This is a genomic window from Bombilactobacillus apium, from assembly GCF_013385145.1.
Lineage (GTDB): Bacteria > Bacillota > Bacilli > Lactobacillales > Lactobacillaceae > Bombilactobacillus > Bombilactobacillus apium.
Genome location: NZ_JABZEC010000001.1, coordinates 91,019 through 115,011, shown reverse-complemented (window position 1 = coordinate 115,011; position 23,993 = coordinate 91,019). Strand labels below are relative to the sequence as shown.

Below are 23,993 nucleotides of genomic sequence, written 5' to 3'. Positions count from 1 at the left end.
AATTAGCCCTCCATTAACAGCATTTCTGGATCATGCAATAATTCTTTTAACATATTCAAAGCCTGTTGTGCCAACGCACCATCAATTAAACGATGGTCGTAACTCAAGGAGAGCTTCAGCATGTTTCCAATCTTAATTGTGCCATCTTCAGCAACATAAGGTTCCTTAGCAATCTTACCCATTCCTAAGATAGCAACTTCAGGTTGATTAATAACTGGTGTAAACCAGCCACCACCAATGGAACCAACATTACTAATGGTAATGGATCCACCTTGCATTGACTTAGCGCTTAGCTTATTGTCATAGGCTGCCTGGGTATTTTCCGTAATTTCTTGCGCAATGGCGAACATACCCTTGGAGTCAGCATTCTTAATATTTGGTACATATAGACCATGATCAGTGTTCGTAGCAATTCCAATATTATAGTAGTGTTTATAGACAATTTCATCGCTACTACCATCAATGGAAGCATTGAATTCTGGATAAGCCTTCAAAACTGCTACTAAAGCTTTAACAAGGTAAGGTAAGAAGGTCAACTTAATTCCCTTATCAGCAGCATTTTGTTTGTATTTCTTCCGGTTAGCCATCAAAGCTGAAACTTCAACTTCATCAAAACTCGTAACATGTGGTGTTGTATGCTTACTATTGGACATTGCTTTAGCAATAGCCTTCCGCGTCATACTCATCTTTTCACGAGTTTCTAATTCCGGTTCATCGGACTTGTAAGGTTTAACACTAGCAGCCGCTGGTTCACTGGAAGCAGGTGCTGGTGCAGCAGGTGCTGCGGTTTGGCCATTAGTAGCACCATCAACATCAGCCTTAGTGATTTGACCATGCTTTCCAGTTGGGGTTACTTGGCTCAAGTCAACACCCTTATCCCGAGCATATTGCCGAACTGATGGCATTGCTAAGTAATCTTTATTAGAACTGCCTGTAGCTTCAGTTGCCGGTGCAGCAGAAGCTGCTGGAGCTTTTTCTTCAGTAGCAGGAGCTACCTCTTCGGCTGGTGCGGCTTCATCGTCATCACCAGTGTCAGCAGAGCCGTCATCGATTACGACTAACGGATCACCAATTTCTACGGTGTCACCTTCCTGAGCTACAATTTTTTTAATTGTTCCAGAAACTGGTGAAGGTAATTCAGAAACGGACTTATCGTTTTGGATTTCAACTAAAGAGTCGTCTTCCTTAACTTCGTCGCCTTCCTTGACTAACCAAGTAGCAACTTCACCCTCGACCATTCCTTCGCCTAATTCTGGCAATTTGAATTTAAATGCCATTATCCAATTCTTCCCTTCGTGTGTTTAGTCTAATAATTAACAGTTTCGCGAACTTTTGCGACGATTTCGTCTTTTCTTGGAATCCAAACTTCTTCAGCCAAGGCAAAAGGATAAACACTATCTGGTGCAGCTACCCGAGCAATTGGGGCATCTAATGACAAAATGACGTGTTCCGAAATTTCGGAAACTACATTTGCACCAACACCAGCCATCTTTTGGGCTTCTTGAACAACGACAACCCGGTGAGTCTTCTTGATTGAGTTAAAAATAGTCTCAGTATCAATTGGAGATACGGTTCGTAAATCAATTACTTCACACGAGATGTTATCTTTAGCTAATTCTTCAGCAGCCTTTTGAGCTTCCTGAACTTGAGCTCCGTAGGCAACGATTGTTACATCATTTCCTTCTTGAACCACATTAGCTTTATCCAAAGGAACATTATACTTTTCATCTGGAATATCAGCCTTCATAGACCGATATAGCTTTAAGTTTTCTAAGAATAATACAGGGTCATTATTTTCAATTGAAGAAATTAACAAACCTTTGGCATCGTAAGGATTACTTGGCATTACAACCCGCAATCCTGGAACGCCGGTAAAGAAGTTTTCTAAGTTATCGGAGTGCATTTCAGCGGTATGAGTTCCCCCACCATATGGGCTCCGAATTGTTACCGGGCTGGTTTGTTTACCGTTAAAACGGAAACGCATCCGCGCCATTTGACCAGCAATAGAGTCCACACCTTCAAAGGTAAAACCACTAAATTGAATTTCTGGTAGTGGACGCCAGCCGGTTAAGCCTAAACCAATTGCCAAACCCATGATTCCTGATTCAGCTAAAGGAGTATCGAAAACTCGGTCTTCGCCATACTTTTCTTGCAAACCTTGAGTGGTCCGGAAAACCCCACCGTTTTTACCAACATCTTCACCAAAGATTAAAGTCTTAGGATCTTCTTTTAACATGATGTCTAAAGCATCCGTAATAGCTTGAATATAAGTCTTTTTGGTCATGTTATTTCGACTCCTTTTCTTCAAATTCAGCAATTTGGGCTTTCAGCGCTGGAGTCGGAACTTCGAAGGTCCGCTTCAACATATCTGATACCTTTTCAGGTTCAACTGCATCAGCCTCTTTAATGGCATCCTTAAAGGAACTCTTGTATTCAGCCACTAATTTTTCTTCTTCTTCTTCTGACCAAAGCTTCTTATCCGTTAAGATCTTCCGCATTCTAATGAGTGGATCGCGGTCAAACCAAGGTTGTTGTTCTTCCTTAGTCCGATAACGGGAAGGATCATCACCAGCAGAAGAGTGAGCACCATAACGGTCAGTTAATGTTTCAATCATCACTGGACCATTGCCTGCTAAAATGTACTCCCGTGCTGCTTTAGCAACCGTGTAGCAAGCTAAGATATCCATTCCATCGACTTGTACGCTTGGGATTCCACAAGCAACTGCCTTTTGAGCCAATGTTGGCGCAGCCGTCTGCTTAACCCGTGGCGTTGAAATTGCGTAACCATTGTTTTGAACAATGAATAAAGCTGGTACTTGATAAGCTCCTGCAAAGTTCATTCCTTCGTAGGAATCACCTTGAGAAGTTCCCCCATCACCTGTATAGGTAAAGGCAATTGCATCTTCGCCATTCCGCTTCAGACCCATCGCAACACCAGCTGTTTCTAAGTAAGCAGCACCGATAATAATCTGCGGCATTAAAGCCCGGGCAGAAAATTCGTTACCACGAACATGACCCCTAGACCAGAGATAAGCCTCAGCCACGGTAGCTCCATGTTGAATCAATTGAGGAACATCCCGATATGCTGGCAATAAATAATCTTGAGCCTTCATTGCCATCACGGTTCCCATCTCCGTAGCTTCTTCACCAGCAGTCGGAGCATAGAATCCCATTCGTCCTTGACGCGAGAAGTTCATGGTCTGTTCGTGCAAGGCACGTTCCCAAACCATTTTCTTCATGAACTCAACCAATTGTTCATCACTGAAACTCTTAAAGGTCTCCTGATCAATAACCTTAGCGTTTTGATCAACAACTTGAATTGGATCTGGTAAATCTGAAAGATTCTTCTTAATCTTTGAAAAATCAACAATTGACTTCTTTGCCACGTTTATCATTCCTTTCACAAGTGTCCTTATCAAATCTGCAAGGGCTCCCACTGCTTAGTTTATCATCTTTTTAATTTTACACAAGCGAAAAATTATAAATGTTTGTGAACCATAATGAAACCAATCCCGTTCAAGATTAACAGAAGGTGATTGACAGTGCGCTCAGTTGTTATTAGGATAATTATGCAATTGTGAATTAAATAAATTTTTAAAAAGGACTCTTTATAATCATGTATTTGATGAAAGATATTACCCGGGATGGAAATCCCGTTTTACGCCAAACTGCCAAAGTAGTTAAATTTCCTTTAAGCGACGCTGACCGTCAACTTGCCCACGATATGATGGAATATCTGATTAACAGCCAAGACCCAGAATTTGCCGCCAAACACCATCTTCGCGCTGGCGTCGGCCTAGCCGCTCCCCAAGTTGGAGTTAGTGAGCAAATGGCTTCCGTCTTAGTCCCCGGAGAAAATGATGATCGAGAAAATTACGCTTTAAAAATGACCCTTATTAATCCAGTAATTATTTCCAACTCGGTCCAACAAGCCCAACTAGGTGAAGGCGAAGGTTGCCTATCCGTCGATAAAGATATTCCCGGCTACGTTCCTCGCAGTGCTCGCATTACTATCCGCTACCAAGACTTCGATGGTCAAATTCATAAAATGCGTGTCAAGAATTATCCGGCAATTGTTTGTCAACATGAAATTGATCATCTCCATGGACATCTCTTCTATGACCATATTAATAAAAAAGAACCCTTTGCCTTCCAACAAGATACGATTTTTATTTCCTAATCCGACAAGCAGTGATGCTTGTCTTTATTTATATACTTTACTTAGTAAATGTGCTAAAATTCTTTTAATTGTTGCATTTTAGCAACCCCTCTCGTTGAAAAAACAATAATAATCTTTAAGGAGTAGATACTTTTGATTTACAAAGTTTTATACCAAAAAACGATGATTCAAAATCCTCGTAGAGAAACTACCGAGACACTCTACACTGAAGCTGAGTCAGCCATTGAAGTACGGGCCACTTTAGCTGCTAAAACAGAATTTAATATTGAATCAGTCGAAGAATTAACTGGTAATTATCTTGAATACGAACAAAAAAGTCCTGACTTTCAAATTACCAATCTGGCGGAGTTTTAGTTAATGGACCTCAAAATAAAGCCCGATGAAGTTGCAGTTTTTGCTATTGGCGGTCTCGGCGAAATCGGCAAAAATATGTACGTCATTCAATACCAAGATGAATTAGTCGTTGTAGATGCTGGAATTAAGTTTCCTGAAGATGAACTCTTAGGCATTGATTACGTGATTTCCGATTACCAGTATTTAATTGATCATCAAGATCTAATCAAGGGACTTTTTATTACTCACGGTCATGAAGATCACATTGGTGGGATTCCATTTCTTCTGCAACAAATCCCTAATATTCCAGTCTATGCTGGTCCTTTAGCAACGGCTTTAATTAAAGGTAAACTAGAGGAACATGGTTTACTGGAAAGTACAATCCTGAACGTTTTACAAGAATCAGACGTCGTTAAATTTAATCATTTGAGTGTTGAATTTTTCCGAACTACCCACTCGATTCCTGATACTTTAGGAATCGCCGTGCATACTCCTCAAGGAGTAATTATCCAAACTGGTGATTACAAATTTGATTTAACCCCCGTTGGCAATCAACCAGCACCTAATTTGCAAAAGATGGCGCGTCTAGGTTCAGAAGGCGTCTTATTGCTTTTATCTGACAGTACCAACGCCGAAATTCCTACTTTTTCTAAGTCGGAACGTTTTGTAGGAAATACTATTCATCAAATCGTGGAACGGATTGAAGGTCGGATTATTTTTGCAACTTTTGCTTCCAACCTTTATCGGGTTTCTCAAGCAGTAGATGCAGCAATGCGTAACGGTCGTAAAGTCGCTGTTTTCGGTCGGAGTATGGAACAAGCAATCGTTAATGGGCGCGAACTAGGCTATTTGGATATCCCTGATAGTGAAATTTTGGATGCTAGTGATATTAATAAATTACCAGCTGATAAAGTCTTATTGCTTTGTACAGGTTCTCAAGGCGAACCGATGGCGGCTCTTAGTCGAATTGCCAACGGGACTCATCGTCAAATTACGATTCAACCGGGTGATACTGTTATCTTCTCCTCTAATCCAATTCCGGGAAACACTACCAGTGTTAACCACTTGATTAATGGCCTAGAAGAAGCCGGAGCCAACGTAATCCACGGTAAAGTCAACAATATTCATGCTTCTGGACACGGGGGGCAAGAAGAACAAAAATTGATGCTCCGTTTGATTCAGCCAAAATTCTTTATGCCTATTCACGGTGAATACCGAATGCTAAAAATTCATACTGAACTGGCCCAATTATGCGGTGTTCCAGTGGAAAATACGTTTATCTTTGATAATGGTGATGTCTTAGCTTTGACAAAAGATTCTGCCCGACCGGCTGGTCACGTGGAAGCTGACGATGTTTACGTTGATGGCAACGGGATCGGTGATATTGGAAACATTGTAATTCATGATCGCCAGACTCTTTCAGAAGAAGGTCTCGTCGTTGTTGTTGCGACAATCGATTATCAAAAGCGTCTGGTCTTATCTGGACCAGACATTCTTTCACGTGGTTTTGTCTATATGCGTGAATCAGGAGATCTGATTAACCAGGCCCAAAAGCGGGTTTTCCATATCATCAAAAGTTATTTAGATGATTCTGAAAAAAATGGTGAGGCGATCTTAAAACGAGAAATCACCGATAGTCTGCAAGCCTTTTTATACCGGCGAACAGAGCGTCATCCAATTATTTTACCAATTATCATTTCCACACAAGTTTAATATTGAAGAAGTTTAAAGGACCGGCAAAGTTAGTCAATTATCTAACTTTGCCGGTCCTTTTCTCATTTTTAACTCAAGCTAACTTTCTAAAAAATCTTGTGGACACACATCTTCCATTCCGATTAGCGGATCAATTTGATTCTGATTAATCTTGACCAGCGTTAATTGATAATCTTCTGTCGCAACCTGCTCTTGACTTGGGGCCATGGGAGAAGTCGGCAGCTCAAAGACATCTTGTAGACGCTGTTGAAGATAAGTCTTGCGAGTATCTAACTGGTCATGAATTGCCTGCTGGTAAGCACTCTGGTTCCCTAGCATAATTAACTTAGACCGTGCCCGAGTCACTGCCGTATAGAGTAAATTTCGCCGCAACATCCGACTCTGTTGGCGAACTAAAACTAAAATCACTAAGTCAAACTCGCTTCCCTGAGCTTTATGAATTGAAGCACAATAAGCCAAAGCAATATTCTTTAAATCAGCCCGTGAATAGTCCAGTTGATGACCTTCAAAATCCAAATGAATCTGATCTCCTTGGTTTTTACCAGTGGCTAAAGTAATCCCGACAACTGTTCCAATCTCTCCATTAAAAACGTTAGCTTCCGCATTATTAACCAGATGAATGACTTTATCGCCAATATGATAAACTACATCCCCAAATCTTAATTCTTTAGCTTGATCCGTGACTGGATTTAACGCCTGCTGTAATTCCAGATTCAAATGATCAATTCCAGCAGGACCATGATACATCGGCGCTAAAACTTGCACTTGATCGAGCGTGAAACCCTTAGCCTGACTCTTAACCATGATTTGTTTTAGGACTGGTCCTACTTGTTGAGCATTACACTCAATAAAGCTTCGATCGGGATAATTTTTAAACATTTCTGGAGTCACTTGATTTTGATTAATTTGATGCGCCAAATCAATAATCGTCGATTCCGCATCCTGTCGATAAATCTTCTCCAATTTTACCGTCGTAAAAGCTTGACTCGCGATCAGGTCTGAAAACACTTGTCCCGGACCAACAGACGGTAATTGGTCTTGGTCGCCCACCAAGACAATTTGCATTCCTAAAGGAATTGCCATCAGCAATAACTGAAATAAATTAGTATCAACCATTGAAGTTTCATCAATTACCAGTAAGGATCCCGCTAGTTCTCCCACTTCCGTCGGCAAGACATCCTCTTGCCCCGTCAATCCCAACAGCCGGTGAATTGTGCAAGCCATTAAACCCGTACTTTCGAATAAATGCTTGGCAGCTCTGCCTGTTGGAGCAGCCAGAAGGATCGGAAATGGTTTATCTTGATAATCGGCTGGATCTAATGAATATTCGTGCAATTGGGCAAAAGCTTGGACAAGACCATTAACAATCGTCGTTTTCCCAGTTCCTGGACCACCAGTCAATAAGAGCAGAGAATTCTCTAATCCGGCCTTGATGGCGGCAGACTGATTGTGATCGTAATGAATGTCCAGTTTAATTTCTAGTTGAGTAACAATCTGTTGAAATTTTTGTTTTGTCAATTTTGGCTTTTGAAAATGTTGCTGTAGGAGTTTTAATTGTCGCGCAATCATCCATTCTGAATCATATAAGTATTTGGGAAAGCAATTCTTCTCTTGTAAGACAATCGCATCCGCATCTTCCAAGTACTGCCAGCCAGAAGCCAATTGTTCTCGATTCAGTGCTGGTTTTTTTCCAGTATTTAATAGCTTTAAGGCCGTAGTAATAACTACTTCTTGCGGAACATAAGTATCTCCTTGAGCATGGATAACTGCTGTCAAAGCTGTCCAAAGTCCAGCCGCAATACGCTGCGGATAGTCGGTGGATAAAGCCAGCTCTTGCGCTAAATGATCTGCTCGCCTAAAACCAATTCCCGGAATATCTTTAATTAAGCGATAAGGATTATTGGCTAGCAGTTCCAAAGTTTCTTCACCATAGTGATGATAAATTTTGAGAGCCATTTTATTACCAAAGCCCCAAGTATTGAGCTGTAAAACTACTGTTTGGCTTTGATAGGTGGCCTTAATCTGATTAATCAAAGTTTTTTCCAACTGTGGTCGCAAGCCGATTTGATGAACCGCTTCTGGATCAGTCAAGATCTTTTGAATGGCTGAATCTCCCAAACGATCAATAATCTTAGTCGCCATTTTAACGCCAATTCCCGGAAAATCACTACTCGACAAATAAGCCACCAGACTCTTCCGGTCTGTGGGACTATCTTTTTGATAGTGACTAGCTTTAAACTGCTGGCCATATTTAGGATGGTTGACTACTTGTCCCGTAAATTTATAAATTTGATTTTCATCTAAGTCATCAAAATCACCAGTCACCACAATTTCAGCATCCGCCCACTTAAAAGAAGTTTGACGAACCTTGATTAACATGATCTTGAAATAATCTTCCGGTTTTTCAAAAAAAATTGCTGCTAATTGACCTATGACGTAATCTTCTGCCACCTTATTTTGCATCCCTTGATTGTGATTTTAAATAACGTTCAATTTCTGCCACTTGAGTTTGATGTTTTTCAAAATAAACTTGATCTAATTGCCGGGCTTTTTCAAAATGAGCTCGATATTGAGGTTGATCCAAGGCCAATTCTACGAGAGCTAATTTAAAATAATTAGCTGCTTTTCCCTGCAAATCTACGGCTTTTTGATAATAATTTTGAGCAGTCTTCAAGTCATGCTGCCGTAATAATAAGTCACCTGCTAGTAAGTAATTATCAGCTAATTGCGGATTATAATCAATTGCCGTTAATGCATAAACTAGAGCTTGTGGAAGTTTATCTTCTTGCCGCTTTTCTTGGGCCAGTAAATAATAAGCATCTGACTGCAATTGAGGTTGTTTAACTTGCTGTAAAAACTGGTGTGCCTGGGAAAACTTGCCCGCCTGAAAATAAATTACCGCTAAATTGTAGGAAATCTCTTCTGATTGGGGAAATAATTCTCGAGCCTGCAAGAGCAAAGCCTCCGCCTGTGGCAAATCACCACCGGCACTTAAATAACCCGATAATTGTAAAAACCAGTCTAAATGTTGCATATCTTTTTGTAATTTTTGGGCTAATAACTTGACAGAGGCCTGCTTGTGCCCCTCCTGATACAACTTCTCCGCTTCTTTTTCCATGATTTACCTCTAATTAGATAGTATCATTTTGATCTAAATCACGTTTTAAATAACTAGTATTATTCCAATCTAACAACTGAAAAGTTTGTCCGTGATCGTTTGTTTCCACGGTGGTCAAACTCGTATTAGAAAGTCCCCCATCCTTGCGTAAATCCTGCAAAGAAACTGACAACAGTGACTTAATCATTGCCGTGAGCGCAGCACCGTGACTAACAATCACGTAGTTAGCCGTGGGAGTCGCTTTTTGCGCTAACTGCTGAATAAAATGATTAGTACGAGCAATAACTTCCAGAAAACTTTCTCCTTGGATCACTTGTGCATTATACTGACTAGGGTCATGACGAAAGGCCCAAATCAATTCTGGATATTGAGCCTCCACATCAACAAATTTTTGCCCTTCCAAAAGGCCTAAATCAAATTCCTTGAGAGCGGGATTGGTCGTTACCGGGATCTGTCCGCCCAAATCATCAGCTAAGGTCCGCGCCGTTAAATACGCTCGCCGAATGGGACTAGAATAAATATGGTCAATCTTGACTTTGCTTAAGAAATTCGCTAAGAGATGAATATCCGTATAGCTTTCCGGTAGTAACGCCGAATCTCCTTGAGCTCCTTGATAACGCCCCTCCAAATTCCATTCCGTTTTACCATGACGTACAAAATAAAATTTCATTCTTTATGTTGCCCCTTTAAGATTAACCCTATCTTGACTAAGATCACTAAGTCCAACAGTTAAACGATCCATTTATCTAACTTTATTGTAATAGTTTTATTTTAGAGTAAAAGTCTGTTAAAAGATAGTTCTGATAGGCGTTTTACATATTTTTCTGTAATAAAAAGAAAATAAAGCTCAAATAGCTCACTACTTGATGAGTTTTCTCTAGCTGGACCCCAGAAGGCAGATAACTTTACTTTATCCAAAAAAGCCTCTATGAAAATTAAAATTAACTTTTCATAGAGACCTTGATCGCCGCTCTTCATCATCTCTTGCTTCACATCGTATTTTATTTCTAAACATACTGTAATTGAGCTTGATTTTGATAGGCAGCTTGAATGGTTGCGCCCCCTAAACACTCTTGTCCTTGATAAAAGACCACTTCTTGTCCTGGCGTAATCGCCCGCACAGGTTCATCAAAAATGACATCCAAAGTTCCGTCAGCTCGGACTTGAACTTGAACGCCCACATCAGGCTGACGATAACGGAATTTTGCCGTGCATTTAAAATCTACTGTAGGAGTGAAATCAGATTCCACCCAAGAAACATTATTTGCAGTCAAGCTAGTGGCATATAATAAAGGATTTTCAAAACCTTGATCAACATATAAAATATTTTGTTCCATGTCTTTGCCGACTACGAACCAAGGCTCATTGGATTGGGAATTTCCGCCCAGACCAAGACCTGAACGCTGACCAATCGTATAATACATCAACCCGACATGCTCTCCGAGAACTTCACCCGCTGGCGTCATCATCTTTCCCGGTTGTGCTGGCAAAAATTCCTGTAAAAAATTCCGAAAGTTTCGCTCGCCAATGAAACAAACTCCCGTTGAATCTTTTTTCTTGGCAGTTGCTAAGCCCGCCTCAGCTGCAATTTGGCGGACTTGCGATTTCTGCAAGTTACCAATTGGAAAGAGAGCCCGCTGGAGCTGATCTTGATTGACAGTACTCAAGAAATAAGTCTGATCTTTATTTGGATCAGCTCCTCGTAAAAGATGCACTCTTCCTGAATCATCTTTCTTCAATTGTGCGTAATGTCCCATTGCGATATAATCGGCATCCAATTGTAAAGCGTAGTCCAAAAAGGCTTTAAATTTAATTTCTTTATTGCACATGACATCAGGATTAGGCGTCCGCCCCTTTTGATATTCTTCCAAAAAATAAGCAAAGACCCGATCCCAATATTCTTTTTCAAAATTAACCGAATAATACGGTATGCCAATTTGATTAGCCACTTTGGCTACATCTTCATAATCTTCCGTAGCGGTACAAACTCCCGCATCGTCACTATCGTCCCAATTCTTCATAAAGACACCTACGACGTCATAACCCTGCTGCTTCAATAACAAGGCTGAAACCGAGGAGTCCACTCCGCCGCTCATTCCTACGACGACTCTCTTCTTCGTCATCTACTTCACCTTTTCATAAATTACTCTAGAACTTGTAAAACTTCTCTTGTAACTAATTCCTGCATTACGTAGTGATACTGTTCAATAATTGCTTCTGCCTGAGGCAGTTTAAAGATATTTAAAGTGTGTAAGCCACTGGCATCAACAACATCCAATCGTAAATTTTTTAAATCTTGCATTATTTTTAATTTCAATTGATAACTAGTGGCGTAGGGAGAATTACCACTTAAGGGACGCAACAAAGTATAATTATGTTGTCGCGATTCCTGAAAATTTAAATCCGTTAAAGTATACAGTTTCACTTGGGGATGTACTTGATATTTAGTTGAATCTCCTAAAATTTGTGCTGTTTGAGCCATAATTGTTCCTCCTAAGCCAAAGTAATTTGGGCAATCGATTGAGCAAAAGCCTTAATTTGCGCCGCAGTATTAAATTTATTAAAACTAACCCGAATCGATTCTCGAACTCGGGGAGAATCTGCACCATACATCGCAATTAAGACATGCGAGGGTTCTAGACTCCCCGCTGTACAAGCAGACCCGCCAGAAACGACAAAACCGGCTAAATCTAATTTAATTTGTAAAATATCTGTAGCTTGATGGGGAAACCACAAATTAATAATATTAGGACTCGCCAACTGCGGCTGTGGCCCATTAACCTGGAATTCAACTTGATTTTGTCTTAATTCTTGGAGCAAGAGTTCTTTTTTAGCGGTTAACTGAGCAGCTCCTTGCTGGTCTAAAAGGGCCTGATTTATTTTTACTGCTTGGGCAAAACCGGCAATTGCTGGAACATTTTCGGTGCCTGCTCGCCGCTTATTTTCTTGATCCCCCCCATGAATTAAAGGCGGAACTTGAATTTCTTGGCGTTCATAGATAAAACCTAACATTTTTGGTCCATAAAGTTTGTGGGCCGACGTGGTTAGTAGATCAACCTTTAAAGCTTGAACATCAATTATTTGGGTTCCATAGGCTTGAACTGCGTCTGTATGAAAAATAGCCTGATGATCCTGCAACAAATTGCCAATTCCGGCAATCGGATTAATTACTCCGACTTCATTATTAACGAACATAATTGTTACTAAAATTGTATCCGGTCGCAAGGCCCGCTGGACTTGGCTCACAGTAATTCGCCCTTGATCATCAACCGGCAGATAAGTAACCTCAAAACCCAAACCTTCTAGATAATGTAAAGATTTCAAAACGGCCTCATGTTCAATTTGACTTGTAATAATATGTCGACCGTTTTTTTGGTAATAAAGTGCCGTCGAAATAATCGCGGTATTATCGCCTTCACTGCCACCACTGGTAAAAACAATCTCTCCTGTTTGAGCATGAATGCTCTGGGCAATTGTTTGACGAGCTTGGTCCAATACGGCTCGAGCAGCATGCCCATAATAATTGGGAGTTGAAGCATTCCCAAAAGTTTGCGTCATTTGCTTTTGCATTACGGAGATCACTTGAGGATCCATCGGTGTTGTCGCCGCATTATCCAAATAAACAGCTTCCACTTTAGTCACTTCCTAATTTTGATCCATAAAGTTTAATAACATTTGTACCGAACGCCGACCTGCTTCAACTACAAATTGGTCAAAGGAAACGGCTGCATTTTCATCACCGACATCACTCATTGCTCGAATCACAACAAAAGGTATTTGGAATTGACTAGCGACTTGACCAACCGCAGCTCCTTCCATTTCCGCAGCTAAAGCTTCCGGAAAATTAACTAAAATAGCCGCAATTTCTTGACGATCAGCAATAAATTGATCTCCGGAAACAATTAATCCGGTATGTGCAGGCTGCTTTATTGCTTGACTAGCATGCATAATCTGCTTCACAACCTGTAAGTCACTGTCAAAATAGCGGGGCTGCTGGGGAAGTTGTCCGGGCTTATAACCCGAAGCCGTTACATCAACATCATGATAAGCAACCTTGCGAGCAACGACAAGATCACCAATTCGCAAACCGCTGCCAATTCCCCCAGCCGAACCAGTATTGATAATCAAATCAGGAGTAAATTGATCACATAGTAAAGTGGTTACTAAGGCTGCTTGAACCTTCCCAATTCCACTTTGTGCCATCACCAACTCATGATTGTGATAGTGACCGGAAATAAACTTAATTCCAGCAATTTCGGTAGTTTGGGTTTCCAGTAAAGACTCTTCCAAGAGACCCATTTCTTCAGCCATCGCAACAATAACGCCAATTTTCATTATCTATCTCGACTCCTACACAAAAAATAAAATTAAATAAGTGGCAATAATTAAAACTCCAACAATAATAAGCGCTTCATCTAACCGCCAACGCCATTTTCGCGATTGAATTCGCCGCGCTCGGTCATCTTGATCGGAACTTTCTGAAGCGTTGGAGCGCCGATATAACTCGCCCTCTGGACTAGGTTTGGTCGTCATAAATTAGTTTCCTCCTGCTAACTGCTGGCGCCAGTGAGCAACTGCCAGTAATGTTTTGGCATCACAGATGGTCCCCTGTTGAATTTGTTCCTCTACATCAGATAAAGAAAGCCAGCGCACATTGACAAACTCATCTGCATCTAAGGGACGTTTCTGGATGACCGGGGCTAATCCTTTAGCCCAAAAGAGAGTTAAATATTCATCTGCAAAACCAGGACTGGAATAAAAGCCGCCGATTTTAATCAATTGGGCCGCTTGGTAACCCGTTTCTTCGTTGAGTTCTCTTGCCGCTACTTGGGAGAGATCGGTCTCTTGAATTTCAATCTTCCCGGCAGGAATTTCCCAAGTAACTTGACGTAAGGGCTGCCGCCACTGTTGTACTAAAAGAATCTTTTGTTTTCGGATGGCCAAAATCCCCACGGCTCCATGATGGTGGATTACTTCTCTTTGAGCTGAGTGTTGATTGGGTAATTGAACAGTTTCCAAGTCTAAGTTAATTATTCGACCTGTAAAAATTCGTTGGTTTTGAATCAATTTTTCTTTTAGTTCCATCGACTAAGCCCCTCTCTTCGTTTAAAGTCCACATTATATATCTTAACCCTCTTTTTAACAGTTATGCTAGAATAACCGCAGAAGTCACCGGAGGAATTTTTATGACAAATTTTTATACTTACGAATATTTAACCCGCCAGCCCAATAAAGTTAATACTATCATTTTGGGAATTAGTTTCGTTCTAATTATTGGTGCCGTGGTTTTTCTCGGTCTGTTTTTGCGCCATCGAGATGATGGCAAATACCGAGAATTGACAATTATTATGATTTTAGGTTTACTTTTAACGGTAACCATCCAATATAATCAGTGGTCCAATAATCGTAATATTTTAGCACACAATGGTCAAGTCGCCAATCTTATCAAACAGGTCGCTTCCAAGTATCAACTCTCACCTTCACAAATTTATTCCAATTCAACAGATCTTAAAAATGGAATGCTTCTAAGATTGAAAAACAAAATTTACGAAGTCGATCTCAATTCAGATAACTCCAGCTTCAAACTGGAACGTGTCCAGTTAACTAACCCAGAAATTAAAATTATTCGAAAATAGGAGCTTTGCCATGTCTTTCTACCTAAATACCTTTCTGAAATTACTGATGGGCTTTATTACTATGATTATCCAAATTAATCTTTTAGGCAAGTCTAATTTAGCCCCTAGTAATGTGATTGATCAAATCCAAAATTTCGTTTTAGGGGGAATCATTGGTGGGGTTCTCTACAATCAAGAAATTAGTGTCATTCAGTTTTTAATTGTCCTTATTATTTGGACTTTAGTTGTCTTTACAACCAAATTTTTAACTAATCATAATTCCCTTATCAAACAATTCGTCGATGGTAAACCGACCGTGATTATCTCCAAGGGACAAGTTTTCCCACATCAAGCCGTTCGTAACGGCCTTTCAGCTCATGATTTAGCTTTTAAACTTCGCCAAGCCGGCGTTAACGATCTCAATGAAATTGATCGAGCTATTTGGGAACAAAATGGCCAACTGACACTCACCTTAAAAACTGACTCTGAACTACAATTTCCGGTAATTATGGATGGGGAGGTTGATCAATTAGCACTAGAATACACCCAAAAAACTGAAGATTGGATTTTAAATCAGGTGGAGAAACAAAATCTGAATCTCTCTGATATCTACATTGCTTACGTTGAAGATGATCATTTAAAGGTCTGCACTTATGGTAAACGTTAAGGTCCCCATTTCTTTATTAGTCTTTTAAATTGCAAACATTTCTAAAATTACTCTTTTTACCGTCCTCATTCTTTTTTTGGGAAGAGGACGTTTTTTTATTAAAATTAGCTATGATTAAGTTGTCTATTAGCTTTCATCCTCAATATAAAATTGATTAATTTTAATTATTTTCTTATATATATTTACTTTTAATCTTTTTCATAGTAAAATATAGCCTAATTTTAATAAATAAGGGCTAGCCAATGCATTTGAAACAAATCTTAACCACGGCAACCGTAACCGTCATTGGAATAACTACCTTTCCGGAAAAGGTTCAGCGGAGTAATAGCGATCCCGTTACCGCCCACGACTTTGTCTACGGCTGCCGGCGGACCGTGGATCCCAAAACAAAATCGCAATACTCTTACATTCTAGAAGGTGTTCTGAATGCCAAAGAAATTACCGCTGGTAAAAATCCGTTTCCAGCTTAGGCATCAAAGCCCTTAACAAATATACGCTCCAAGTAACACTTGACGATTTCCTATTTTTCTAAATTAATGCCTTTCCAAACTTTTTATCCCCAAGACCAAAAAGTGGTCGAAAAATGGAGTAAAAAATATGGCACAAGTTCAAAACCCTTGTTTTCAATGATCCCTATAAGCTCAACAATTGGCATAATGACGATAGTTCTTGAACGGAAGTCAAGAATGAAGGTTATTGGAATGTCAAAAATGTCCAAGTTAAGAAATTAAAATATCAAGTGGTTAAGGGACTCCTCAATAGCTTTAAATCTTTACCAAGATCATAAGCTGAATTAAACGACGATACTTCTAAGCAAATGAAAAATTCAGCGGCTTATCGGATTCAAAAAACAAACTCTGTTTATTTCTTAGAGTTGAATCAAGCCAAATATCCCTTATTTAAAAATCAAAAAATTCGGCAAACCATGGCTTTAATCATTAATCGACAGCAATTAACCAAAAAAATAATCGGTAACGGAACAACCGCTATTGGACCTGTGACTGCAGCTGGAATGACCTTTGATCCAGCAAAACCGCAAGAAGATTTTGCCAGTCAAACCCAAGTCGCCGCTGCTAAGTATCAATCTCCTGATTTAAAACAAGTTAAAACTCTCTGGCAAAGGTCTTGCTGAAACTGGACAAACAGGAAAGAAGCTGCACTTCACTCTATTGGGCGACGATGTCGATGTTTCTAAGAAACAAAACGAATTTCTTCAAGGTGAATTGGAAAAATTACCTAATTTAAAGATTACAGTTAATAATGTTCCCTATAAACTCGGTTAGACCGCTCTCAGAAAGGGGATTTTCAGATTGTCAACAGTTCTTGGATTGCTGATTTCCCAGATCCAGTTAACTTCCTTTCTCTTTTCGCGAGCAACAATAGCTACAATGATGGTCACTAGTCTAATTCTAAATATGATCAACTGCTAGAAAAGAGCCTTGGAGTTGACGCCAACAGCCCCCAATAAAGATGGCCTGATTTACAGGAGGCCCAAAATATTTTGAATCAGGAGCAAGGAGTTATTCCTCTATATAAGGAGTTATTCCTCTATATCAAGATGGAAAAGCCTATTTGATTAATTCTCGGATCAAAAATCTAGTTTATAATTCCGATGGCAGTTATAATATAGCAGCTATCAAACTCCAAAAGAAATAAACCCGCCCCAATTACAATTAATTGAATATTTCTAATAAAAACTCCAGACAAGTCCAGTCTGGAGTTTTTAATTTGACCAGTTTTTAATTCGCATACCACAAAAAATAAGCAACTTCATTCTCCTCTTTTGAAATAAGGATTAGAAGTTGCCTAAAATATTAAAAAATCAGATTATACGTCTTTAACTTGAACATTAACAGCTTGTGGTCCCCGGTAACCCGGAGCGATTTGGAATTCTACTGTTTGGCCAGCAACTAAAGTTCGAAAATTATCCGTTGTCTGTAAGGCCGTATGATAGACAAAGATATTTTCCTTCTCAGGAGTTGTCAGTTCTCCGATCCCTTTTTGGTCGTTAAACCAGGCTACAGTTCCGGTAATCATTTTTCTAAGCCCTCCGTGAGTGCCTCAGGATAATATTGACGCACAATTTCACTACAACGTTCACAAAGAAGCGGTAATTCTTTGTCGCTGCCAACATCTTCCTTGGTCATTCGACAACGTTGACAAACTTGACCAGCCGCTGGTTTCACCAAAACTTGAACTTGATCATATTGATCAGCGTTTGTCAATTCACTAGCACTAATCTGGAAATCAGAAACAATTAATAGCTGACCAATGTTGGTCTGTAAGTCAGAAAGTAACTGTTCTAAACTAGCACTTGGATGAATAGTTACCGCAGCAGTCATTGATTTACCAATCAATTTACCATCCCGTGCTTCTTCTAAAGATTTTAAAACATTGGTCCGAAAACTCATAAACTGTTGCCATTGTTGCTTAATATGGTTAGCTTGAGGATAAGCCTGTACTTCAGGTAATTCAGCTAATTGAACATAATCTTCGGGCTCTTTTAATTGTTGCCAAATTTGTTCCATTGTATGCGGTAAAATGGGGGTCAATAATTTGGTTAACGCCACTAAAACTTGATAAAGAACAGTTTGCATTTGCCGCCGCCGTAAAGAATCGGTGGGTTCAATATACAAAACATCCTTTGCAAAATCGAGATAGAAGGCTGACAGTTCATTAGTCAAAAAGCTAACAATTGTTTTTTCAATCACAGCAAAGTCAAAATCAAGATAAGCCTGACGAACTTCAGAGACCACTTGATCCAAGCAAACTAAGAGATATTGATCAACTGATTCCAGTTTTTCATAGGCAACTTGGTTTTCTTTAGGAACAAAATCACTGGTATTAGCTAACATAAAACGCATCGTGTTCCGAATTTTCCGGTAAGTTTCAGAGACTTGCTTGAAGGCATCCATAGAGACCGGAACATCCGAACTGGTATCCACTGAAGCTACCCAGAGACGAATAATTTCTGCCCCAAACTGTTTTTCCACATCACTAGGAACAATGACATTTCCTAATGATTTACTCATCTTTCGACCTTGACCATCTAAAGTAAAGCCTTGGGATAAGATTTGCTTGTACGGAGCAACTCCATTAGCAGCTACGGACGTAATTAAACTCGAGTTGAACCAACCGCGATATTGATCGGACCCTTCTAGATAAAGATCTGCTGGAAAGGACAAGCTCGAACGAGTTTTAAGATTTTCATGACTAGAACCAGAATCAAACCAAACATCCATAATATCTGTTTCTTTGGTAAATTTACCGTGAGGACTACCTTCATATTTGAAACCAGCCGGAAGTAATTCTTCAGCTGACTTTTCAATCCAGACACTGGAGCCTTCTTTTTCGACTAAATCAGCCACATGATCGATTATCTCCTTGGACATAATTGGATCGCCATTTTCAGCATAGAAAATTGGTAACGGTACACCCCAAGCTCTTTGCCGCGAAATGACCCAATCGCCACGATCTCGAATCATATTATATAATCTGACCTGGCCCCAATCCGGCTTAAATTTAACTTCTTTGATTTGGGTCAAAATCTCCGAACGAATCGGGTCAATTGAGGCAAACCATTGCGGTGTTGAACGGAAAATAACTGGCTTTTTGGTTCGCCAATCATGCGGATAACTATGGACGAAGAAATCTAACTTCAATAAAAATCCCTTTTCTTCTAACTTCTTAGTCACCATCTTATTGGCATCGTCATAGAAAACACCTTCAAAGCCAGGTGCTTCAGCAGTCAAACATCCCTGATCATCTACGGGTGATAAAACAGGAATATGATATTTCATCCCCACATTAAAGTCATCATTCCCTAAACCAGGAGCAGTATGGACTAAACCAGTCCCATCATCCAAAGTAACGTGATTTCCTAAAATCAAAGGCGAATCTCGATCGTAGAATGGATGCTTAGCGACTAGATTTTCTAATTCTCGACCTTTAAAGGTTTTTAAAGTTGTTACATCTTGCCAGCCAAGAACTTCTGCCAAATGATCTAGTAACTCTGTGGCCACCACATACTTCTTATCAGCTACGGCAATTAAGGAATAATCAAATTTAGGATTAACACAGATAGCTCCGTTAGCTGGTAACGTCCAAGGTGTCGTTGTCCAAATCGCAAAATAAGCATCTTGCGGAATCAGATCTCCGCCATCCTTAACTGGAAAAGCCACATATAAGGATGGTGATTTAATATCGTGATATTCTACTTCCGCTTCTGCCAAAGTGGATTCAGAAGACGGTGACCAATAAACTGGTTTTTTACCACGATAAATCAACCCCTTTTCCACCATCCGGGCAAAAACTCGGAGCTCATTAGCTTCAAACTCTGGCTGAAGAGTAATATAAGGATGATCCCAGTCAGCTGAAACACCTAGTCGCTTAAAATCTTGGCGTTGCTTGTCAACTTCGTTCATCGCAAAATCATAACAGAGCTTCCGGTATTCCACGGGAGACATTTCCTTACGTTTAATACCCTTTTTCGCCAATTGTTGTTCAATCGGTAACCCATGAGTATCCCAACCTGGAACATAAGGTGAACGATAGCCCATCATTGATCGTGACCGAACAATGATATCCTTACTTACCTTATTCATCGTGTGACCCATATGGATATTACCATTTGCGTACGGGGGGCCATCATGCAAGATAAAAGTGGGTTTATCCTTATTCAGCGCCTGACGCCGTTGATAAAGTTGTTGTTCTTCCCACTCTTGTTGCCATTCGGCTTCTTTATTGGGTAGGTTACCCCGCATTGGAAAGTCAGTTTTCCCTAAATTTAAGGTTTGCTTCATGCGCATTGTTAAATCCTCCAGAAAATAAAAAAACGCCCTCATCAGGACGAATTAATCGCTATACCACCCAAAAGTGTATAAATATTACTTCTTACTGCACTAAAAGCTGATAATTATTTTTTTAGAGCTTGCTTTGGCTTCCACCATTTCCAAATTCGCTGTCAAGATTAAAAAATAATATTGAACTTTTAATTAGAACTATGTTTTTGATTATCCTTACTTTGATCCTCTTTGTCAATCACTTTCTGATGATTTCCTTTTAAAGTATTGCTTTCATGGACTGACCCTTGAACTTCTGTCGCTAGACGGTCTAAGTCATCTAAGTAGTCTTGGGCTTTTTTAGTGATTTTTTTTGCTGCCGTTTGATCATGTTCAGCTAATAGTTCTTTCCAAGGTGTCGTTGCTAATACCTGCTGTTGAGCTTGAATTACCTTTTCTAGATTTGCATAGTCCGTCTGTACCTGTCCATGCATCAATTGGGTTTGTTGCACCAAAGTTTGGGCTTCTGTCTCCGCCTTTTCAATTAGTTGCCGGGAGTGAGTAATTGCTTCGCTCACCATTTGTTGAACTTTTAGACGAGTCTGTTTCATTAAGGTTTGCGCCTGAAGATGAGCCTGTCCTTTAACCTGATCAGCAGCATTTTGAGCCACAATAATAGACTCATTAACTGTATTCTGAAGTTCATTAAAATAAGAAACTTGTTGTTCATATTCCTGTAATTGTTGTTGACTATTTTTTAGCTGTTGTTGTAGTTTAGCGTTGTGTTCAACTTCCTTACTATAATCAGTGATAATTTGATCCAGAAAATGATCTACTTCGTCCCGATCATAGCCTCTCATTTGTAAATGAAAATTCTTATCTTGAATATCCTTAGGTGTCAAGGTCATAATCTCTGCCTCCATTACAGCCGATGAATTCGCGTATAAATTTTATATTTTTGCGTTGCCGTCATACCAAGAATTTCTACAAGCATCAATTGACCACACCGATGACAACTAACAATATCGCCCCTTGTCAAAGTCGTATCTACTTGTCGTTGATACTCTCCATTGAGTAATACTTGGCCGCTACGAATCAGCTTTTTAGCTTGCTGACGCGTTAAGTGAAACCCCGTCGCCACAATACTATCTAAACGTAATGATGCAACAACTAGAGTCGATAATTCAGCATTGTCTCGAACCTGCAACTGTTGTTGTAAGTCTAAAGTGATCACATGTACTGGATAAGGTCCAATCTGCTGGACCTCCTGAATTAGTAAAGTTTGAAATTGTTGAATCGCAAAAAATTGCCAGCGCTGGCCATCGGTAATAATATCGCCAAAGACTCCCCGCGCCAATCCTAAATTCATTAATTTCCCCAAAATTTGGTTATGATGCAACTTAATAAATTTTTGATTAAATTTAATTTCAAATAATTGAATCTTCCAGTCCAAATCAAGAGTTGCAAAATAATCGGGCTGGATCAGTAAACGTTGTCGCTGAGCTTGGGGATAACCTCCAAAAAATGAGCTTGTTAGTTGAGGGTATCCATTGAGCAACTCAGCGGCATTTTGTTGTTGCTTTGGATCCAGAAAAGCACTTAATTGGGGACTATCATAACGGGCAGCATTTTGAATTAAAGTTTGTAGTTGCTGCTGTTCATTTGTTAAACTTCCCATTTAAAAAATAGCACCAATTCCGTATTCTAAAAGATCAATTACAATAAAAGCCCATACCGGAGATAAACTAATTCCAAAAATTGGTGGAATAATCCGATCAAAAAAATTAAAAACTGGTTGCGTCACTCGTAAAAGCCCTCGACCAAGAGCAGAATTGGCAACTCCGGGTAACCAACTTAACAGTGCACCAATAATTATTAACCACTTATAAAGTTCCAATAGATCAATTAAAACCACAGGTAAACCACTTACTAAATTTGCCAAAAATAATAATCCTCAACTTATTCCGTAAAATTACTGCCAGCGCTATCAATTTGAAAGCTTGCAGGGGTATATAAAATGACACTTGTATCGACCCGGCGAATATCACCTTTAATGGCATAAATTGTTCCCGCTAAGAAATCGGTAATTCGACACATTTGTTCCGGACTAACTTGGGTAAAATTCACTAAAACTGCCTGGTCGTTTAACAAATTTTGAGCAACTTCTTTCGTATCTGCATAACTATGAGGCTGGACAACTTGAATCACCCCTCGTCGACCTGATTTTGACTTTAAAGCGACAATCTTCGACTGCGATGTTTTAGTCTTTACAGAATCTTCATCAGTTGTCTCTTCCTCGTAATCATCAGTTGAATTCTCTGTCATCCCAAAAAAATCTGCTAATTTTTCAAAAGCCATTTTATTTACCTCCTAACGCCGTGGATGATGCTTCAAAAATGGGGGCATAGAATCATCATCGTCATTGTCATCATTGAAAACCCCAGCTTGATTAAAAATATCAAAACTGTTAGCGGGCTTGCTACTTGTCTGTGCTCCCTGCATATCTTTAGTACTTTTTGTGGTCTGGCTAACTCCCCAAGGATCAGGTTCTACCGTTGCTGTCGGAGTTGGTTTAGCTTGAGGTTGAACTTGAGTTTGCGGTCTTCTAGAAGGAGTCGGCTGACCGTCATCAATCCCCGTCGCAATTACGGTAACTTTAACTTCTTCACTTAAACTATCATCAATGGAAGTCCCAAAAATAATATTTACTTCTTCGGTAGCTGCTTCGGCAACAATATTAGCGGCTTCTTGAGCTTCAAATAATGATAAATCTGGTCCTCCAGTAATATTTAACAAGACCTGTTTAGCCCCATCAATCGAAACTTCCAATAATGGTGAAGAGATCGCCTTTTTAGTAGCATCAATAATCCTATTTTCGCCGTTAGCAGTCCCGATCCCCATCAAAGCTGAACCTTGATTAGACATGACTGTTTTTACATCTGCAAAGTCCAAGTTCACGAATCCTGGGGAAGTGATTAAATCAGAAATTCCCTGAACCCCCTGTCGCAAAACATCATCGGCAACATGTAAAGCTTCACCCATTGGCGTTTTCTTATCAACAATTTCTAACAAACGATTATTAGCAATAATCACCAAGGTGTCAACGTGCTGCTTTAAAGCTTCAATTCCTTTATCGGCAAATTTAGCCCGTTTAGGACCTTCAAACATGAAAGGCCGGGTAACCACTCCCACGGTTAAAGCTCCTGATTCTTTGGCGATTTGCGCAATAATTGGAGCAGCACCAGTTCCGGTTCCACCACCCATTCCGGCAGTAATAAAAATCATATCGGAATCTTTTAGTAGGTCAGTAATGGCATCTTCACTTTCTTCAGCCGCCTTTTGCCCAACTTCTGGATTTGAACCAGCACCTAAGCCCCGAGTCAGCTTGGGGCCTAATTGAAGCGTCTTATCAGCTTGGGACAAATCCAAAGCTTGCATATCTGTATTAGCAGCAATAAATTCGACACCGCGGATATTTTCCTCAACCATTCGATTGACAGCATTACCACCCGCGCCACCAACTCCGATAACTTTAATTCTTGCCGCTGTACTTTCGCGCGTATCCGCTAAGTTATCCATTCAATAA

At 39.9% G+C, this 23,993-nt stretch carries 27 protein-coding genes; 7 read left to right on the top strand and 20 right to left on the bottom strand.

The features are described 5' to 3' along the window. Nucleotides 1–2: 2 nt before the first annotated feature. Genes HU830_RS00580 through HU830_RS00570 form a run of 3 tightly spaced genes read right to left on the bottom strand, consistent with a single transcriptional unit; the run spans nucleotide 3 to nucleotide 3,395 of the window. Nucleotides 3–1,277, bottom strand: coding sequence for a 2-oxo acid dehydrogenase subunit E2 (locus HU830_RS00580; RefSeq protein ID WP_176941876.1), 1,275 nt, complete (start codon nucleotides 1,275–1,277; stop codon nucleotides 3–5). A gap of 29 nt (nucleotides 1,278–1,306) precedes the next feature. Next, entirely contained in the window at nucleotides 1,307–2,284 is a 978-nt protein-coding gene (locus HU830_RS00575; protein WP_176941875.1) for an alpha-ketoacid dehydrogenase subunit beta, read from the bottom strand. A 1-nt stretch (nucleotide 2,285) separates the two neighbouring features. After that, nucleotides 2,286–3,395, bottom strand: coding sequence for a thiamine pyrophosphate-dependent dehydrogenase E1 component subunit alpha (locus HU830_RS00570; RefSeq protein WP_176941874.1), 1,110 nt, complete (start codon nucleotides 3,393–3,395; stop codon nucleotides 2,286–2,288). A 221-nt stretch (nucleotides 3,396–3,616) separates the two neighbouring features. Between HU830_RS00570 and def the strand changes: the two genes are divergently transcribed. The 3 genes from def (at nucleotide 3,617) to rnjA (ending at nucleotide 6,226) form a co-directional block, all read left to right on the top strand. After that, nucleotides 3,617–4,180 carry a peptide deformylase gene (gene def / locus HU830_RS00565; RefSeq protein WP_176941873.1) on the top strand — a complete coding sequence of 188 codons (564 nt, stop codon included), beginning with the start codon at nucleotides 3,617–3,619 and terminating at the stop codon, nucleotides 4,178–4,180. Nucleotides 4,181–4,312: 132 nt separating this feature from the next. Beyond that, on the top strand, nucleotides 4,313–4,534 hold the full coding sequence (locus HU830_RS00560) for a DNA-directed RNA polymerase subunit epsilon (RefSeq protein WP_176941872.1): 222 nt from the start codon (nucleotides 4,313–4,315) through the stop codon (nucleotides 4,532–4,534). A 3-nt stretch (nucleotides 4,535–4,537) separates the two neighbouring features. Then, nucleotides 4,538–6,226: a ribonuclease J1 gene (gene rnjA, locus HU830_RS00555; RefSeq protein WP_176941871.1), complete on the top strand. Its 1,689-nt coding sequence runs from the start codon at nucleotides 4,538–4,540 to the stop codon at nucleotides 6,224–6,226. A 78-nt stretch (nucleotides 6,227–6,304) separates the two neighbouring features. On the opposite strand, the gene recD2 is transcribed toward rnjA, so the two are convergent. The 10 genes from recD2 to HU830_RS00505 form a co-directional block, all read right to left on the bottom strand. Continuing rightward, on the bottom strand, nucleotides 6,305–8,677 hold the full coding sequence (gene recD2 / locus HU830_RS00550) for an SF1B family DNA helicase RecD2 (RefSeq protein ID WP_176941870.1): 2,373 nt from the start codon (nucleotides 8,675–8,677) through the stop codon (nucleotides 6,305–6,307). 1 nt (nucleotide 8,678) lies between these two features. Further along, nucleotides 8,679–9,344 carry a tetratricopeptide repeat protein gene (locus HU830_RS00545; RefSeq protein ID WP_176941869.1) on the bottom strand — a complete coding sequence of 222 codons (666 nt, stop codon included), beginning with the start codon at nucleotides 9,342–9,344 and terminating at the stop codon, nucleotides 8,679–8,681. Nucleotides 9,345–9,357: 13 nt separating this feature from the next. Further along, a complete protein-coding gene (locus tag HU830_RS00540) occupies nucleotides 9,358–10,014 on the bottom strand; it encodes a histidine phosphatase family protein (RefSeq protein WP_176941868.1) in 657 nt (218 codons plus the stop codon). A 101-nt stretch (nucleotides 10,015–10,115) separates the two neighbouring features. Continuing rightward, a complete protein-coding gene (locus tag HU830_RS00535; RefSeq protein WP_176941867.1) occupies nucleotides 10,116–10,325 on the bottom strand; it encodes a hypothetical protein in 210 nt (69 codons plus the stop codon). A 26-nt stretch (nucleotides 10,326–10,351) separates the two neighbouring features. Beyond that, nucleotides 10,352–11,467: a tRNA 2-thiouridine(34) synthase MnmA gene (gene mnmA, locus HU830_RS00530; protein ID WP_176941866.1), complete on the bottom strand. Its 1,116-nt coding sequence runs from the start codon at nucleotides 11,465–11,467 to the stop codon at nucleotides 10,352–10,354. A 20-nt stretch (nucleotides 11,468–11,487) separates the two neighbouring features. Next, on the bottom strand, nucleotides 11,488–11,826 hold the full coding sequence (locus HU830_RS00525; RefSeq protein WP_176941865.1) for a cysteine desulfurase: 339 nt from the start codon (nucleotides 11,824–11,826) through the stop codon (nucleotides 11,488–11,490). Between the two features lie 11 nt (nucleotides 11,827–11,837). Beyond that, nucleotides 11,838–12,977: a cysteine desulfurase family protein gene (locus HU830_RS00520; protein ID WP_176941864.1), complete on the bottom strand. Its 1,140-nt coding sequence runs from the start codon at nucleotides 12,975–12,977 to the stop codon at nucleotides 11,838–11,840. 12 nt (nucleotides 12,978–12,989) lie between these two features. Further along, entirely contained in the window at nucleotides 12,990–13,679 is a 690-nt protein-coding gene (locus HU830_RS00515) for a 5'-methylthioadenosine/adenosylhomocysteine nucleosidase (protein WP_176941863.1), read from the bottom strand. Nucleotides 13,680–13,694: 15 nt separating this feature from the next. Continuing rightward, nucleotides 13,695–13,877 (bottom strand): hypothetical protein, encoded by a 183-nt coding sequence (locus HU830_RS00510; RefSeq protein WP_176941862.1) that lies wholly within the window; start codon nucleotides 13,875–13,877, stop codon nucleotides 13,695–13,697. A 3-nt stretch (nucleotides 13,878–13,880) separates the two neighbouring features. After that, nucleotides 13,881–14,429 carry an NUDIX hydrolase gene (locus tag HU830_RS00505; protein WP_176941861.1) on the bottom strand — a complete coding sequence of 183 codons (549 nt, stop codon included), beginning with the start codon at nucleotides 14,427–14,429 and terminating at the stop codon, nucleotides 13,881–13,883. A 101-nt stretch (nucleotides 14,430–14,530) separates the two neighbouring features. Between HU830_RS00505 and HU830_RS00500 the strand changes: the two genes are divergently transcribed. The 4 genes from HU830_RS00500 (at nucleotide 14,531) to HU830_RS00485 (ending at nucleotide 16,758) form a co-directional block, all read left to right on the top strand. Next, nucleotides 14,531–14,980 (top strand): DUF3290 domain-containing protein, encoded by a 450-nt coding sequence (locus HU830_RS00500; protein WP_176941860.1) that lies wholly within the window; start codon nucleotides 14,531–14,533, stop codon nucleotides 14,978–14,980. 10 nt (nucleotides 14,981–14,990) lie between these two features. Continuing rightward, nucleotides 14,991–15,626, top strand: a complete 636-nt coding sequence (locus tag HU830_RS00495; RefSeq protein WP_176941859.1) for a DUF421 domain-containing protein — start codon at nucleotides 14,991–14,993, stop codon at nucleotides 15,624–15,626. 242 nt (nucleotides 15,627–15,868) lie between these two features. Continuing rightward, nucleotides 15,869–16,096: a hypothetical protein gene (locus HU830_RS00490; RefSeq protein WP_176941858.1), complete on the top strand. Its 228-nt coding sequence runs from the start codon at nucleotides 15,869–15,871 to the stop codon at nucleotides 16,094–16,096. Nucleotides 16,097–16,443: 347 nt separating this feature from the next. Next, nucleotides 16,444–16,758 (top strand): ABC transporter substrate-binding protein, encoded by a 315-nt coding sequence (locus HU830_RS00485; RefSeq protein WP_176941857.1) that lies wholly within the window; start codon nucleotides 16,444–16,446, stop codon nucleotides 16,756–16,758. A gap of 695 nt (nucleotides 16,759–17,453) precedes the next feature. On the opposite strand, the gene HU830_RS00480 is transcribed toward HU830_RS00485, so the two are convergent. From HU830_RS00480 to ftsZ, 7 genes are all read right to left on the bottom strand, one after another. Beyond that, on the bottom strand, nucleotides 17,454–17,663 hold the full coding sequence (locus HU830_RS00480; protein ID WP_176941856.1) for a cold-shock protein: 210 nt from the start codon (nucleotides 17,661–17,663) through the stop codon (nucleotides 17,454–17,456). Then, nucleotides 17,660–20,434, bottom strand: a complete 2,775-nt coding sequence (gene ileS, locus HU830_RS00475) for an isoleucine--tRNA ligase (RefSeq protein WP_176941855.1) — start codon at nucleotides 20,432–20,434, stop codon at nucleotides 17,660–17,662. Before ileS ends, HU830_RS00480 begins: the two co-directional genes overlap by 4 nt. 182 nt (nucleotides 20,435–20,616) lie before the next feature. After that, nucleotides 20,617–21,315: a DivIVA domain-containing protein gene (locus HU830_RS00470; RefSeq protein ID WP_176941854.1), complete on the bottom strand. Its 699-nt coding sequence runs from the start codon at nucleotides 21,313–21,315 to the stop codon at nucleotides 20,617–20,619. 14 nt (nucleotides 21,316–21,329) lie between these two features. Then, nucleotides 21,330–22,085: a YlmH family RNA-binding protein gene (locus HU830_RS00465; RefSeq protein WP_176941853.1), complete on the bottom strand. Its 756-nt coding sequence runs from the start codon at nucleotides 22,083–22,085 to the stop codon at nucleotides 21,330–21,332. Beyond that, the gene (locus tag HU830_RS00460; protein WP_194946697.1) at nucleotides 22,086–22,349 is read right to left on the bottom strand and encodes a YggT family protein; all 264 of its coding nucleotides are present in this window, start codon (nucleotides 22,347–22,349) and stop codon (nucleotides 22,086–22,088) included. 17 nt (nucleotides 22,350–22,366) lie between these two features. Next, nucleotides 22,367–22,765 carry a cell division protein SepF gene (locus HU830_RS00455; RefSeq protein ID WP_176941852.1) on the bottom strand — a complete coding sequence of 133 codons (399 nt, stop codon included), beginning with the start codon at nucleotides 22,763–22,765 and terminating at the stop codon, nucleotides 22,367–22,369. Nucleotides 22,766–22,777: 12 nt separating this feature from the next. Continuing rightward, on the bottom strand, nucleotides 22,778–23,986 hold the full coding sequence (ftsZ, locus tag HU830_RS00450) for a cell division protein FtsZ (RefSeq protein ID WP_176941851.1): 1,209 nt from the start codon (nucleotides 23,984–23,986) through the stop codon (nucleotides 22,778–22,780). Nucleotides 23,987–23,993 lie beyond the last annotated feature (7 nt).

Bases quoted from the DNA above. Each gene is read 5' to 3' on its own strand.
- HU830_RS00580 (WP_176941876.1), bottom strand. From the start codon at position 1,277: ATGGCATTTAAATTCAAATTGCCAGAATTAGGCGAAGGAATGGTCGAG.
- HU830_RS00575 (WP_176941875.1), bottom strand. From the start codon at position 2,284: ATGACCAAAAAGACTTATATTCAAGCTATTACGGATGCTTTAGACATC.
- HU830_RS00570 (WP_176941874.1), bottom strand. From the start codon at position 3,395: ATGATAAACGTGGCAAAGAAGTCAATTGTTGATTTTTCAAAGATTAAG.
- def (WP_176941873.1), top strand. From the start codon at position 3,617: ATGTATTTGATGAAAGATATTACCCGGGATGGAAATCCCGTTTTACGC.
- rnjA (WP_176941871.1), top strand. From the start codon at position 4,538: ATGGACCTCAAAATAAAGCCCGATGAAGTTGCAGTTTTTGCTATTGGC.
- HU830_RS00545 (WP_176941869.1), bottom strand. From the start codon at position 9,344: ATGGAAAAAGAAGCGGAGAAGTTGTATCAGGAGGGGCACAAGCAGGCC.
- HU830_RS00540 (WP_176941868.1), bottom strand. From the start codon at position 10,014: ATGAAATTTTATTTTGTACGTCATGGTAAAACGGAATGGAATTTGGAG.
- HU830_RS00535 (WP_176941867.1), bottom strand. From the start codon at position 10,325: ATGATGAAGAGCGGCGATCAAGGTCTCTATGAAAAGTTAATTTTAATT.
- mnmA (WP_176941866.1), bottom strand. From the start codon at position 11,467: ATGACGAAGAAGAGAGTCGTCGTAGGAATGAGCGGCGGAGTGGACTCC.
- HU830_RS00525 (WP_176941865.1), bottom strand. From the start codon at position 11,826: ATGGCTCAAACAGCACAAATTTTAGGAGATTCAACTAAATATCAAGTA.
- HU830_RS00515 (WP_176941863.1), bottom strand. From the start codon at position 13,679: ATGAAAATTGGCGTTATTGTTGCGATGGCTGAAGAAATGGGTCTCTTG.
- HU830_RS00510 (WP_176941862.1), bottom strand. From the start codon at position 13,877: ATGACGACCAAACCTAGTCCAGAGGGCGAGTTATATCGGCGCTCCAAC.
- HU830_RS00505 (WP_176941861.1), bottom strand. From the start codon at position 14,429: ATGGAACTAAAAGAAAAATTGATTCAAAACCAACGAATTTTTACAGGT.
- HU830_RS00500 (WP_176941860.1), top strand. From the start codon at position 14,531: ATGACAAATTTTTATACTTACGAATATTTAACCCGCCAGCCCAATAAA.
- HU830_RS00495 (WP_176941859.1), top strand. From the start codon at position 14,991: ATGTCTTTCTACCTAAATACCTTTCTGAAATTACTGATGGGCTTTATT.
- HU830_RS00490 (WP_176941858.1), top strand. From the start codon at position 15,869: ATGCATTTGAAACAAATCTTAACCACGGCAACCGTAACCGTCATTGGA.
- HU830_RS00485 (WP_176941857.1), top strand. From the start codon at position 16,444: ATGAAAAATTCAGCGGCTTATCGGATTCAAAAAACAAACTCTGTTTAT.
- HU830_RS00480 (WP_176941856.1), bottom strand. From the start codon at position 17,663: ATGATTACCGGAACTGTAGCCTGGTTTAACGACCAAAAAGGGATCGGA.
- ileS (WP_176941855.1), bottom strand. From the start codon at position 20,434: ATGCGCATGAAGCAAACCTTAAATTTAGGGAAAACTGACTTTCCAATG.
- HU830_RS00470 (WP_176941854.1), bottom strand. From the start codon at position 21,315: ATGACCTTGACACCTAAGGATATTCAAGATAAGAATTTTCATTTACAA.
- HU830_RS00465 (WP_176941853.1), bottom strand. From the start codon at position 22,085: ATGGGAAGTTTAACAAATGAACAGCAGCAACTACAAACTTTAATTCAA.
- HU830_RS00455 (WP_176941852.1), bottom strand. From the start codon at position 22,765: ATGGCTTTTGAAAAATTAGCAGATTTTTTTGGGATGACAGAGAATTCA.
- ftsZ (WP_176941851.1), bottom strand. From the start codon at position 23,986: ATGGATAACTTAGCGGATACGCGCGAAAGTACAGCGGCAAGAATTAAA.